Source organism: Pseudomonas putida (assembly GCF_025905425.1).
GTDB lineage: Bacteria > Pseudomonadota > Gammaproteobacteria > Pseudomonadales > Pseudomonadaceae > Aquipseudomonas > Aquipseudomonas putida_AF.
In genome coordinates this window covers 3,433,148-3,446,060 of sequence record NZ_CP109603.1, presented here as the reverse complement: position 1 = coordinate 3,446,060, position 12,913 = coordinate 3,433,148, and the positions used below count along the sequence as shown (strand labels likewise).

Sequence of the window (12,913 nt, the reverse complement as noted above, 5' to 3'; positions counted from 1 at the left end):
ACAGTCCAACAGAAACGACGTTAAAGCTCCAGAGGCCGGTTAGATCGAAAGGCTATAGCCACCCACTGGCGTTCCTCGCGCGCCGATGAGTGGTAGTCTGCTGCTTCCTCGCCGTTTTGGTCGCCGCCATGCCCGAATCCGTTTCCCCTGACCAACGTCGCGCATTGCGCCTGGGTTGGCAGTTCGTTCGCCCCTATCGCCGGCAAATGCTCTTTGCATTGCTGGCGCTGGTGGTCACCGCTGCAATCACCTTGTCCATGGGGCAGGGCATCCGCCTGCTGGTGGACCAGGGTTTCATGACCCGCTCCGCACACCAGCTCAACCAGACCATTGGCCTGTTCCTGCTGTTGGTGCTGGCACTGGCAGTGGGTACTTTCAGCCGCTTTTACCTGGTGTCGTGGATCGGCGAACGCTGCGTGGCTGATATCCGCCGTGCAGTGTTCGATCACCTGATCGGGCTGCACCCAGGGTTCTTCGAGGACAACCGTAGTTCCGAGATCCAGTCTCGGCTCACCGCTGACACGACCTTGCTGCAATCGGTAATCGGCTCCTCGCTGTCGATGTTCCTGCGCAATGCGCTGATGGTGGTGGGGGGCGTGGTGCTGCTGTTTATCACCAACCCCAAGCTCACCAGCATCGTGGTCGTCGCCTTGCCGCTGGTGTTGGCGCCGATCCTGCTGTTTGGCCGGCGAGTGCGCCGCCTGTCGCGCCAGAGCCTGGACCGGGTGGCGGATGTCGGTAGCTATGTGGCCGAGACCCTGGGGCAGATCAAGACCGTCCAGGCCTATAACCATCAGCCGCTCGACCGCGAGCTGTTCGCCGGTACTGTCGAGGCGGCCTTTACCGTGGCCAGGCAGCGTATTGCCCAGCGCGCGTGGCTGATCACCCTGGTTATCGTACTGGTGCTCGGCGCGGTGGGCATTATGCTCTGGGTCGGTGGCATGGATGTGATCGCCGGGCGTATCTCGGCAGGCGAATTGGCTGCCTTTGTGTTCTACAGCCTGATCGTCGGCAGTGCCTTTGGCACGCTCAGCGAGGTGATTGGCGAGCTGCAGCGTGCAGCGGGCGCGGCCGAGCGGATTGCCGAGCTGTTGGCGGCGCGCAGTGCGATCCTGGCGCCTGACGTAACGGCCTCGCTGCCTCAGCGCCGTGCAGCCGGGCTTATCGAATTGCAGCAGGTGCACTTTGCCTACCCGTCACGGCCCTCGGTTGCGGCCATCGACGGTCTGAGCCTGGCAATCGAGCCGGGGCAGACCGTGGCACTGGTCGGGCCCTCGGGTGCAGGCAAGTCGACCCTGTTCGACCTGCTGCTGCGTTTTTACGATCCTCAGCAGGGCGCCATCCTGCTCGATGGCCAAGCCATCAGCGAACTCGACCCTGACGAGTTGCGCCGGCAGTTCGCCATTGTGGCGCAGAACCCGTCGCTGTTTCGCGGCACTGTCGAGGCCAACATTCGCTATGGCCGGCCAGAGGCGACGCTGGCCGAGGTCGAGACGGCAGCGCGCGGTGCCCATGCCGACGAATTCATCCAGCAGCTGCCGCAGGGCTACCAGACGCCGCTGGGCGAGGGCGGCATCGGCCTGTCTGGCGGGCAACGGCAGCGGCTGGCGATTGCCCGTGCGCTGCTGGTCGATGCGCCGATCCTGTTGCTGGACGAGGCGACCAGCGCCCTCGATGCGCAAAGCGAGCACCTGATCCAGCAGGCGCTGCCCAGCTTGATGGCGGGTCGCACCACCCTGGTGATCGCCCACCGCCTGGCCACGGTGCAGCACGCCGACCGCATCGCGGTGATCGATAAGGGGCGCGTGGTGGCAGTCGGAACGCATCGCCAACTGATCGAGGAAAGCCCGCTGTACGCCAGGTTGGCCTCGTTGCAGTTCACCACAGGCTAGCCTGTCTTGGTTCTGTAACATTTCTGTAGGAATTGCCTGACACTATTGGCTTCAACTGTTGTGCAAGTGCTCAAGTTGGCTGCTATCGAACGATGGCAGCCTTTTTTTTGCGAGCCAGCCTACGAGGACATGGAATGTCTTGCCCGGCGCCGCAGACGCGCGCCGTTCCCTTCCTTCTGGTGTTGAGAGCCGCGATGTTGCGTAAGGCCCTCAGAGTGCAAATTCTCTCCCTGCTCGGCGGCAGTCTGGCAGCGATGCTGCTGATCGCGCTGGTGTGTTTTCAGTTTCTGTCGTCCAGCGTGCGCGGCTATGCCGAGTTGGTCGATGGGCCGCTGCGGGCTTCGCAATTGATCGATGAAGCCAACTTACAGTTCAAGATCCAGGTGCAGGAATGGAAGAACGTGCTGCTGCGCGGTCGCCAGCCCGCCGAGCTGGACAAGTACTGGCAGCAGTTTCAGGCCCGCGAGCAGCAGGTCCAGCAGTTGCTGGGGCAACTGATCGACAACAGCGATGCCCGGCTCAAAGCCCCCTTGCAACAGCTGCGTGACAGCCATCGGCAGCTGGGCCAGGCCTATGCGCAAGGGCGTCAGGCGTTTATCGCCGCAGGTGGCGACCCGGTTGCGGGCGACCTGGCGGTCAAGGGCGTGGACCGTGCTGCCAGCGAGCAGATGAGCGAGCTGGTCGAACAGCTGCGTGCCGATGCCCGCGCGCGTGCCGCGAGCATCAGTGCCAACGCCGAGCGTACCGTGTGGCTGGGCTTGCTGGTCATGCTGGCCTCGGCGCTGCTGGTTGGCCTGTTCAGCCTGTGGCTGGTCAATCGCAGCCTGATCGAACCGATCCGCCAGTTGATCGAGTATGTCGCGCAGTTGAGCCAAGGCCGCTTCGCTGCCCGCGTGGACAGCCGCCGCGAAGATGAATTGGGGCGCTTGGCGCGTGCGGCCAATACCTTGCGTGACTTTCTTGCCGAGACGGTCGGCCGGCTCAAGGACAACGCCCAGGAGTTGGAAGGCGCCAGTGGCCAGTTGCGCAGCATCGCCGCAGACATGGCCCAGGGCACGCAGGACCAGTTCCAGCGCACTGACCAGGTGGCCACAGCCATGCATGAGATGTCCGCCACCGCCCAGGAAGTGGCCCGCCATGCCGCCGACGCCGCCCGCGCTGCCGATGATGCCGACCACAGCGCCCAGGCAGGCGAGCAGGTGATGCAGCAGACCATTGACATCATTGGCGTGGTCAACCGTGAGATCGCCGGCACGGCAGCAGTGATACGCGACCTGGAGCATGACAGTACGCGCATTGGCAAGGTGCTCGAAGTGATTCGCGGCATTGCCGAGCAGACCAACCTGCTGGCGCTCAATGCGGCCATCGAGGCGGCCCGCGCGGGCGAGGCCGGGCGTGGCTTTGCGGTGGTCGCTGACGAGGTGCGCAGCCTGGCCCAGCGCACCGCCGCTTCGATCGCCGAAATCCACCAGATCATCGAGGCGGTGCAGTCGGGGGCGGTAGAGGCGGTGAAGGCCATCGAAAGCGGGCAGCAGCGCAGCGAGGAGGGGGCCGAGCAGGTTCAGCAAGCGGGGCAGATGCTGCAACGCATCACCTCGGCGGTGGAGGCGATCCGCGACATGAACCGGCAGATCGCGACGGCGGCTGAAGAGCAGACCAGCGTGGCCGAGGACATCTCGCGTAATCTGATCGAAATCACCCGCATCGCCACCACCAACCAGGAGGCGGTGCAGCAGACCGAACAGGCCGGGCAGCGCTTGCACGGGTTGTCGGGGCAGTTAGGGGAGGTGACTTCGCGGTTGACGGCCTGACCTGTTGGTCAGGGCCGCTCCCCCAAGGGGAAATCCGCCATAAACGGGGTGAACTTGGCTCAACTGTGGCGGATTGTCGCCATGCGACCCACTGTCTCACCCCTTAGACATTGGTCTAAGTTCAGTTGGCACACTCCCTGCTTAAGCGCGTCCGGGCCTATGCCCGAGGCGATCGTGCCCCGATCCAGCGAAATACCCCTCCAAACCACAACAACATCCGGGCGTGCATGCCGGGGGCAACGACTGCCAATCCTTCACATCAATTGGATTGAGCTAATGAAAAAAATCCTGCTGGCGCTCCTTTGCCTGAGCGTCATCGGCTGCTCCAAACCCACGGAGCCGGAAAAGACCGTCGACGTCCTGCTGATTGGCGGTGGCATCATGAGTGCCAGCCTGGGCACCTACCTCACCGAGCTGGAGCCGAACTGGAAGGTCGACATCTATGAGCGCCTGGACCAGGTTGCCGAAGAAAGCTCCAATGCCTGGAACAACGCCGGCACCGGTCACTCCGCGTTCTGCGAGCTGAACTACACCAGTGTTGGCAAGGATGGCAGCATCGACATCAGCAAGGCGGTGGGGGTCAACGAGCAATTCGAGATCTCCAAGCAGTTCTGGGCCTACCAGGTCGAGCAGGGCGTGCTGAGCAACCCGAAATCGTTCATCAACAACGTGCCGCACATGAGCTTTGTGTGGGGTGACGACAACATCGCCTTCTTGCACAAGCGCGTCGATGCCCTGCAGCACAGTTCGCTGTTCCGTGGCATGCAGATCAGCGAAGACCACGAGCAGATCCGCCAATGGGCACCGCTGGTGATGGAAGGCCGCGACCCTGGGCAGAAGATCGCCGCCACGCGCATGGCGATCGGCACCGACGTGAACTTTGGCGAGATCACCCGTCAGCTGTTCGCCTCGATGACCCGCAACCCCAACGTCACCCTGAACCTCAGCCATGAAGTGCGTGACATCGTGCGCAACGATGATGGCACCTGGCGTGTGGTGGTGGCTGACCTGGCCAAGGGCGGCAACGAGGTGGCGGTCAACGCCCGGTTCGTCTTCATTGGGGCCGGTGGTGGCGCGCTCAAGCTGTTGCAGAAGTCGGCTATCCCGGAAGCTGAAGGCTATGCTGGGTTCCCGGTGGGTGGCCAGTTCCTGATGACCGACAACCCGGATGTGGTCGCGCGCCATCAGGCCAAGCTGTATGGCAAGGCTTCGGTCGGCGCACCGCCGATGTCGGTCCCGCACCTGGACACGCGGATGATCGACGGCAAGCAAGTGCTGCTGTTCGGCCCCTTCGCCACCTTCTCCACCAAGTACCTCAAGCAGGGCTCGCTGCTGGATATGTTCGCCTCGCTGAACAGCCACAACGTGCTGCCGATGGTGAACGCCGGCATCGACAACATCGACCTGAGCACCTACCTGATGGGGCAATTGATGCTCAGCTTCGATGACCGCATGAATGCCCTGCGCGAGTACTTCCCCAACGCCAAGAACGAAGACTGGAAGCTGCTGCAGGCTGGCCAGCGCGTGCAAGTGATCAAGAAGGACCCGGTGCTGGGTGGTGTGCTGCAGTTCGGCACCGAAGTGGTGGCCGCCCAGGACGGCAGTATCGCCGCGCTGCTGGGTGCTTCCCCGGGCGCCTCGACTGCCGCGCCGATCATGCTGACGGTGCTGGAGAAGACCTTCAAGGACCGCCTCAAGACACCTGAATGGCAGGCCAAACTCAAGCAGATCGTGCCCAGCTATGGGCAGAAGCTGAACAACAACCTTGAGCTGACCAACCAGACCCGGGCGTGGAGCAGCGAGCGTCTGCAACTGCTGTATGTGCCGGTGCAGGCTGAGCCGTAAATAGCCTTTCAGGCGGACAACAAAAAGCCCGCGCAAGGCGGGCTTTTTGAGCAGGATTTGGTCGGAGAGACAGGATTCGAACCTGCGGCCTTCTCGTCCCGAACGAGACGCGCTACCTGGCTGCGCTACACTCCGATGAACGAAATCCTACTGCATCCCTTTTTTGCACGCAAGCCCTTGTTGTTAAAAGGGCGTTTGCCAAAAAGGGTAGCCAGATCACAGCTCTTTGACGGTACGGATCTGGTCTTTGTTCAGGCGCGTACGCTTGCCATCGAGTTGTTCGAACTCGTAGAAACCGGAGTCCTCGTCAAACGAGGGAGTATCCACTGCCTGGATCTCGCGGCCATCGTTCAGGGTAATGACGGTTGGCGATGCGCAGCCGGCGAGGGCGCCCAGGCCCAAGGCAAGCAGAAAAGCGGGAAGGGTCCGTTGAATCATCGTGTTTCTCCAGTGCGATGGTGCTAGATGACTTTTAAGACGCAGGGCGTCCACGCAAGTTCCTTTCCAGTGCAGCATAGCGGCAAAACCTAAGTATTGACCAAGGGCAAGGGCGCAGGGGCGCGCCGCTGTGGCGGGGGTGTGCTGTGTTATAAATGCGCCATCCCATCTTCTTGTGACGGACACCCATGAAAGCCAAGGCAGATACCCCCTTCGTACCGCTGAACATCGCCGTGCTCACGGTCAGCGACACGCGTACCCTCGACAACGATACCTCCGGCCAGCTGTTCGTCGATCGCCTGACGGCGGCCGGTCACCACCTGGCGGCGCGGGTTTTGCTCAAGGACGACCTGTACAAGATTCGCGCCCAGGTCGCTACCTGGATCGCAGACGATGAGGTGCAGGTCGTGCTGATTACCGGCGGCACCGGTTTCACCGGGCGGGACAGCACGCCCGAGGCCGTGGCCTGCCTGCTGGACAAGCAGGTGGATGGTTTCGGTGAGCTGTTCCGCCAGATCTCCGTGGCCGACATCGGCACCTCCACCGTACAGTCGCGGGCCCTCGCGGGCCTGGCCAATGGCACCCTGGTTTGCTGCCTGCCGGGCTCGACCAATGCGGTGCGCACCGGCTGGGACGGCATCCTCGCCGAGCAGCTCGATGCCCGCCATCGTCCGTGCAATTTCGTGCCCCACCTGAAGCAGGCAGCGGCCTGTGAAAGCCGTGGCTGAGGCTAACCAGGCCCGGCCACTGATGCCGGTGGAAGACGTACTGCAGCGGTTGCTTGCGCTGGCAGAGGCCGCACCGATCCGGGAAACCGAGCATGTACCGCTGGCCGAAGCTGACGGGCGCGTGCTGGCCAGCGACCTGGTGGCTTCGCTCGACCTGCCGCCCTGGCCGAACAGCGCCATGGACGGTTATGCCCTGCGCCTGGCGGACTGGCACGGTGAGCCCTTGCCGGTCAGCCAGCGGATCTTTGCCGGCCATGCGCCGCAGCCGCTGCAGCCGGGTACGTGCGCACGCATCTTCACCGGCGCGCCGGTGCCGGCTGGCGCCGACTGCGTTGAAATGCAGGAGAACGCCGACGTGTTGGACGACGGCCGGGTGCGTTTCCGTGAGCCGCTCAAGGTCGATCAGAACATTCGTCCGCAAGGCCAGGAAACGCGTCAGGGCGAGCAGGTGATGAGCGCCGGCACACGCCTGGGGCCGATCGAGCTGGGTTTGGCCGCGACCCTCGGTCAGGCTCGCCTGGACGTGGTGCGCAAGGTGCGTGTGGCGGTGCTGTCTACCGGTGACGAACTGATCGAGCCTGGCCTGCCTTTGGGGCCAGGGCAGATCTACAACAGCAACCGCCGCTTGCTGGTCAGCTGGTTGCAGCGCTTGGGGTGCGAAGTTCGGGATGCGGGGATTTTGCCCGATGACCTGGCGCGCACCCGCGAATGCTTGGCGGCGCTGGGCGATGTCGACCTGATCCTGTCCACCGGCGGCGTCTCCGTCGGCGAGGCCGATTACCTCGGGGCCGCCCTGCGCGAAGCCGGCGAACTGGCCTTGTGGAAGTTGGCGATCAAGCCGGGCAAGCCGCTGACCTTCGGGCATTTTTGCGGTGTGCCGGTGATCGGCCTGCCGGGCAACCCAGCCTCCACGTTGGTCACGTTCGGTCTGCTGACCCGGCCGTACCTGTTGCGGCGCCAGGGCGTGGCTGATGTCACGCCGCTGCGCTTCGACATGCCGGCAGGCTTCGACTGGCCCAAGGCAGGTAAGCGGCGCGAGTACCTGCGTGCGCGGATCGAGCAGGGCCAGGTGCGCATCTACAAGAACCAGAGCTCGGGCGTACTGCGCAGTGCAGCCTGGGCCGAAGGGTTGGTGGAGGTGCGCGAAGGCAGCACGCCGAAGCAGGGCGACAGCGTGCCGTTCATCCCGTTCAGCGAGCTACTTGGCTGACCGACCGAACCAGCCGCCCGCCAATTGAGTAGCCTCGGCGGGCTGTGCCTGGTTGAGGCGCATGTGCACGTTTTCCAGTTGCTGGGCGGCGATGTTCCAGTCGTGGCGCTGACGGGCGAATTGCCGCCCGGCCTCGCTCAACTGGGCCATGCGCCAGGGTTGGTTGAGCAGTTGGGTGATCAGTAGCGCCAACTGGTCGCCATCGTCACTGCCCAGGTAGTGCTCGCCGTTGTTCACGGCCAGCCCTGAAACACCCTTGCTGGTGGTGATGACCGGCAGCCCGGCGGCCATCGCTTCAAGCAGCTTCACCTTGGGGCCCCCGCTATACCGCAGCGGGGCGAAGAACAGTGCCGAGCGCCGCTGCACCTCGCGCAGGTCAGGGCGGTAGCCGATCCACTCGATGCGTGGGTCGTTCCAGTGCAGCTTCCAGCTGGCGGGCAGGGCGTGGCCGGCAATGGCCAGGCGCACCGCAGGGTTACTCATCCACACCTGCGGCATGATCTCTTCCAGCGCCCATTCGATGGCCTCAAGGTTTGAGCCGTACTCGAAATTGCCGACAAACAGCAGGCGCTGGCTGTGCAGCGAGGGTTGCACCTGCTGATAGAAGTCGCAATCCACGCCACTGACTACCACGTTCACCGGGCGCCCGCTGACCTGGGCGATGAGCTCGGCGTCGTGGCTGCTGACCGCTACCAGTTCAGTGGGTTGGCGCAGTACCCGGTGTTCCCAGCGCCGGTAGCGCCAGCGATCGAACGCGTTGAGCGGACGCAGCCAAAGGGGTAGGCGGTCATGGCAGGCGCCGCCCATGACCGATTCGAGGGTGTGCTCGCTGAGCATGAAGGGCAGGCCGCGCGCCTGCAGAGCCTTCTCGAAAGGTTGGAAGCTGTAACTGTGCTCGATCTGGATGACGTCCCAGGGCTCGTCCAGCAATTGCTCGAAGCGGTGTCTCAGACAGGGCGCCAAGCCATTGATGATGGCTCGCATGGGGTAGTCGATGATCGGTGAGGCCAGCAGGTTGAGCGGGCTGTGCAGCGCGCGCCTGGGCAGTACGATCAGGCGTTCGACCAGGGGTTCGAGGGCTTCGCGGGCAGTATCGCTCAAGGGGATCTTCGATTGCACCAGCAGGGTAATCCGGTGGCCTCGTTGGGCGAGTGCGCGCATCAGGTGATATTGCCGGGTCTTGCTGCCGCTGGTGGTCGGCCAGGGTAGGTAGGGCAGTGTCCAGAGAATGCGCATGTCCCGGAATCCTCGCTACAGATTGCGGATGAAAAGACGCGCCCATCGGCAGTCAGCCGATCACTGCTGCCGGGGCGCGTCCATGGCTATCGGTAATTCGAGTCAATATGCTGACTCGCAGGCTAAATTTCAGCGCCTGGGTCAAATACTTGTCAACGGTGCATCTGCTGAGCATAGCCGGGCATTGGCGACTGTGTGGTAAATGGGAGGAATCCCACCATTATTGCGATGGTCATGCAACGATTGGCGCGTGTTGGCGGTCGAGATCTGGGTTAGCCATTTTTCAAGGAGAGGCGCGATGCAAGGGCGCAAGGCAATGTTGATCCTGCACGGCAAGCAGGCGATGAACGAAGCGCTGCGCACTGCCGTGCTGGCGCTGCGCGAGACCGGCTGGGTGCTGGATGTGCGGGTAACCTGGGAGGCCGGGGACGCCCAACGCCTGGTCAGCGAGGCGCTGGCGGCCGGCTACACCCATATTGTCGCGGGCGGCGGCGATGGCACATTGCGCGATGTCGCCGAAGCCATGGGCCTGGCGGCGGCCAAGGCCAGCCTCGCGCTGATGCCCCTGGGCACCGCCAACGATTTCGCCAAGGCCGCGGGCGTGCCATTGGAGCCAGACGCGGCATTGGCACTGCTGAACACGCCGCCGCAGCCTATCGACCTGGGCCATGTTGGTGATCAGCTGTTCCTCAACATGGCCACCGGCGGCTTCGGCAGCCAGGTTACGGCCAACACCTCCGAGGACCTGAAAAAGGTGCTGGGGGCTGCCGCCTATCTGTTCACCGGGCTGTCGCGTTTCAGTGAGTTGCAGGCAGCATCCGTAGAGCTGCAAGGGCCGGGTTTTCACTGGCAAGGTGATTTGCTGGCCTTGGGTATCGGCAATGGCCGGCAGGCCGGCGGGGGCCAGCTACTGTGCCCGGATGCGCTGGCGGACGATGGCCTGCTCGACATCGCCATACTGCCGGCGCCGCAGGAGGTGGTGGGGGCATTGCGTGATCTGTTGGCCGGTGACGGGCTGTTCGTCCGGGCCAGGCTGCCCTGGGTTGAAATCAAGAGTTCGCAGGGCCTGGACATCAACCTCGATGGCGAGCCACTGCAGGCCGACAGCCTGCGCTTCGAGGCCAGGCCCGCAGCCCTGCGCCTGCACTTGCCGAGCGGGTCTCCGTTGCTCAGTCGTCCAGGCTGATGATCTTTTCGCGCACTGCGTACAGCACCAGGCCTGCCACATCGTGAATCTGCAGGCGTTTCATGATCTGCGAGCGGTGGGTTTCCACGGTCTTGATCGAAAGCCCCAGGCCGCAGGCGATCTCCCGGGTCGATTTGCCCCGCACGATCAGGCGCAGGATTTCCAGTTGGCGTGCGGTCAGGTTATGACGCTCGCCGCTCGCTTGCGTGCGATGCTGCGTATTGAGCAATGCCTGGTTGATGACCGTGTGGGCGATGGCCGGGCTGAGATAGCGCTCGCCGTTGCGCAAGGCGCACAGGGCCTGTTCCAGTTCGGTGGCGCTGGTGTCCTTGAGCAGGTAACCGTGGGCGCCGCTTTCCAGCGCCCGCATGATCAGGTCTGGGTCGGTGTGCATCGACAGGATCAGCACCTTGCAGGTGCTGCCGCTGGCGCGCAATTGGGTCAAGGCATCGAGGCCGCTGGTTGAACGCATGGAAATGTCCAGCAGGACGATGTCAGGCGCCAGGTTACGGACGTGCTCGAGCAGCAGGCAACCGTCGTCGGCCTCCCCGACCACGCAGTAGCCAGGGATGTCGCAGACCAGCGCCCGCACCCCGGCACGGATCAGTGAGTGGTCGTCCACCAGCAGCAGTCTACAAGTCATGGGCTGTAAAGGTCCTGGCGCGTTCCTGGGTGCGCGGCGGCCACGGGAACAGGGCTTCGATCTGCGTGCCGAGGCCAAGCTGGCTGGTGATGTCCAGGCGGCCTTGCAAGGCGGTTACCCGTTCCTGCATGCCGGCCAGGCCGCGTTGGCCCGACTCGGCCGGGTCTCTTGCGGGGAGAAAACCGCGGCCATCGTCCTGGATCGTCAAGGCAAGCCCGGCGGGGCTGCGCTGCAGGCGTACCGACAGGTTGCGCGCCTGGGCATGGCGCAGCATGTTGGTCACGGCCTCCTGGGTGATGCGAAACACGGCCATCGCTACGGCTTCGTCAATGCCCCAGAGCCGCTGATTGCAGGCCAGGCTCCAGTGCACGTCGGTGTTTTCCAGCGTGCGCAGCAGGTGCGCGCGCAGGCTGGCTTCAAGCCCAAGGCTGGCCAGTTGCCGCGGGTTGAGCAGGGCAGAAACATCGCGCACATTGCTCAGCGCGTCGTCTAGCGTGGCGCGCAGGGTGTCGCAGTGGCTGTGAAGTTCGTTGGGCACTCGCCGTTGCAGCCATTGCAGTTGAAGCTTGGCGGCCGTGAGCAGTTGCCCGATGTCGTCATGCAGCTCGCGGCCGAGGTGCTGGCGCTCGCTTTCCTGAACCTTGAGCATGCGCTTGGCCAGTTCTGCCGGGTGCAGGCGGATTGACCCGGCCCCCAGGCTCACATGCAGGCCTACGCCGAGCATCGCCGCCGATTGCAGCAGCAACAGGCTGGCCGGCATTGGTTGGCCGGCCATGTACAGCAGCAGGTTGGCGACCACGGAGGCCACGCACAACACTATCGTCGTCCAGCGCAGCAGGGCAGTGCGGGAGCAGCAGCGCAGAGAAGTCTTCAAGCGTGGGAACATAGATAGAGAAGCCACTGAAGTATTGCTGATGGAGGCCTTGCACAAGTCTTACCAGAGGCTTTGGCGCAGTACTTTCGATGTTTTGCCGGGCACGTCCTCAATCAGCCTTTTTACCGACTGCAGGTATTCGCCGGCGGGCATGGTAACACTTCGCGCGGCATTGGTCGCTGCTGGGCAACGCTTTGAAACCTCATGGTTTACGGGGTATTTCGGCACGTCCGTTCAATTGCGCTAAATAGCAAAATGCCATCCATTATTCGGCTGGCATTCACTTCCAGAGTAACTAGCGGGTTACTGCTGTCTGTATCGCTGGCAACATTTGCAGAAACTTCCAAGTTCGACCCGGGTGGGCGTGAACAAGGCCCTTAGTTGCTCTTTGGGTGTGTTAGTGCGAAACACGGGGGCGCGTATTGGAGGCAGCGGGCAAGTGTGGGTGAGTGCAGTGGCTGCCACGCTCTTCGCACGATGCACAGGTTTGCGGTAAGGGTTGTTCCAAGGCGCTGGCCAGTTCGGTGAGCAGCGACACCTGCTCGCAGGTATCCAGGTTCAGTTGACCGGTGCGGGGGTCTGTCAGCTCCAGCTGCCAGGCCAGCAGGGTCAGGCAGGCGTCCGTCGCTGGCAGGGCTTCACGCAGCAGGCGTTGCTGCTGGCAGGCGGGTGCGAGCAGCTGCTGCAAAACGGTGACGTAGTGGGCAAGCTCAAGCAAGTCCAGGCGGCTGGCGCGTCGGGCCAGGGTGTCGAGGGAGGTGTTCAGGCAATTGCAGGCGTCTGCGTCGTTGTCGATCAGCTCCAGGTGCTGCAGGCATTCCTGGGACTGGGTCAGCAAGGCTTGCGCATCCAGCAGAAACGCCTGCACGGCACCTTCGAACGATAAGGCACTGTCCATCAGTACGCTCCGGCGCGTAGGGCGGGAGCAAGGGGTGGACACGGCGATACGATAGCGAACAAAAGCCTGAACTCCATTCATGCAATGAGAATGGTGTCACATTAATGGCTAATGGATATCGCGAACATCAGGTTGCACCCGATTGCCTCTAA

Annotated in this window: 11 protein-coding genes, 1 tRNA gene and 1 pseudogene; 7 read left to right on the top strand and 6 right to left on the bottom strand. The window is 63.4% G+C overall.

Annotation, left to right across the window (positions count from 1 at the left end):
* Nucleotides 1-128: 128 nt before the first annotated feature.
* The 4 genes and pseudogenes from OGV19_RS15320 (at nucleotide 129) to mqo (ending at nucleotide 5,548) form a co-directional block, all read left to right on the top strand.
* Nucleotides 129-1,892: an ABC transporter transmembrane domain-containing protein gene (locus tag OGV19_RS15320; protein WP_264309549.1), complete on the top strand. Its 1,764-nt coding sequence runs from the start codon at nucleotides 129-131 to the stop codon at nucleotides 1,890-1,892.
* 92 nt (nucleotides 1,893-1,984) lie between these two features.
* A pseudogene (locus OGV19_RS27845) lies at nucleotides 1,985-2,818 on the top strand (HAMP domain-containing protein); the annotation flags it as partial.
* A 117-nt stretch (nucleotides 2,819-2,935) separates the two neighbouring features.
* Complete coding sequence (locus OGV19_RS27840; RefSeq protein WP_413470138.1) at nucleotides 2,936-3,703, top strand: methyl-accepting chemotaxis protein; 768 nt, start codon at nucleotides 2,936-2,938, stop codon at nucleotides 3,701-3,703.
* Nucleotides 3,704-3,979: 276 nt separating this feature from the next.
* Nucleotides 3,980-5,548 (top strand): malate dehydrogenase (quinone), encoded by a 1,569-nt coding sequence (mqo, locus tag OGV19_RS15310; protein WP_264309547.1) that lies wholly within the window; start codon nucleotides 3,980-3,982, stop codon nucleotides 5,546-5,548.
* A 58-nt stretch (nucleotides 5,549-5,606) separates the two neighbouring features.
* On the opposite strand, the gene OGV19_RS15305 is transcribed toward mqo, so the two are convergent.
* Both OGV19_RS15305 and OGV19_RS15300 read right to left on the bottom strand, forming a co-directional pair.
* Nucleotides 5,607-5,683: transfer RNA gene (locus tag OGV19_RS15305), tRNA-Pro, on the bottom strand.
* An 81-nt stretch (nucleotides 5,684-5,764) separates the two neighbouring features.
* Nucleotides 5,765-5,986 (bottom strand): YgdI/YgdR family lipoprotein, encoded by a 222-nt coding sequence (locus OGV19_RS15300; protein WP_027596642.1) that lies wholly within the window; start codon nucleotides 5,984-5,986, stop codon nucleotides 5,765-5,767.
* Between the two features lie 188 nt (nucleotides 5,987-6,174).
* Between OGV19_RS15300 and moaB the strand changes: the two genes are divergently transcribed.
* On the top strand, nucleotides 6,175-6,714 hold the full coding sequence (gene moaB / locus OGV19_RS15295; protein ID WP_264309546.1) for a molybdenum cofactor biosynthesis protein B: 540 nt from the start codon (nucleotides 6,175-6,177) through the stop codon (nucleotides 6,712-6,714).
* A 22-nt stretch (nucleotides 6,715-6,736) separates the two neighbouring features.
* Entirely contained in the window at nucleotides 6,737-7,924 is a 1,188-nt protein-coding gene (gene glp / locus OGV19_RS15290) for a molybdopterin molybdotransferase MoeA (protein ID WP_264313950.1), read from the top strand.
* Here glp and OGV19_RS15285 read toward each other — a convergent pair.
* Complete coding sequence (locus OGV19_RS15285) at nucleotides 7,913-9,160, bottom strand: glycosyltransferase family 4 protein (RefSeq protein ID WP_264309545.1); 1,248 nt, start codon at nucleotides 9,158-9,160, stop codon at nucleotides 7,913-7,915. The two genes, glp and OGV19_RS15285, sit on opposite strands and share 12 nt — an antisense overlap.
* Nucleotides 9,161-9,458: 298 nt before the next feature.
* On the opposite strand from OGV19_RS15285, the gene yegS reads away from it, so the two are divergent.
* Nucleotides 9,459-10,346 carry a lipid kinase YegS gene (gene yegS, locus OGV19_RS15280; protein WP_264309544.1) on the top strand — a complete coding sequence of 296 codons (888 nt, stop codon included), beginning with the start codon at nucleotides 9,459-9,461 and terminating at the stop codon, nucleotides 10,344-10,346.
* Here yegS and OGV19_RS15275 read toward each other — a convergent pair.
* From OGV19_RS15275 to OGV19_RS15265, 3 genes are all read right to left on the bottom strand, one after another.
* Entirely contained in the window at nucleotides 10,330-10,989 is a 660-nt protein-coding gene (locus tag OGV19_RS15275) for a response regulator (RefSeq protein WP_264309543.1), read from the bottom strand. The genes yegS and OGV19_RS15275 overlap by 17 nt on opposite strands.
* Nucleotides 10,979-11,875 (bottom strand): sensor histidine kinase, encoded by an 897-nt coding sequence (locus OGV19_RS15270; protein ID WP_264309542.1) that lies wholly within the window; start codon nucleotides 11,873-11,875, stop codon nucleotides 10,979-10,981. Before OGV19_RS15270 ends, OGV19_RS15275 begins: the two co-directional genes overlap by 11 nt.
* Nucleotides 11,876-12,260: 385 nt before the next feature.
* Nucleotides 12,261-12,761: a histidine kinase gene (locus OGV19_RS15265; protein ID WP_264309541.1), complete on the bottom strand. Its 501-nt coding sequence runs from the start codon at nucleotides 12,759-12,761 to the stop codon at nucleotides 12,261-12,263.
* Nucleotides 12,762-12,913 lie beyond the last annotated feature (152 nt).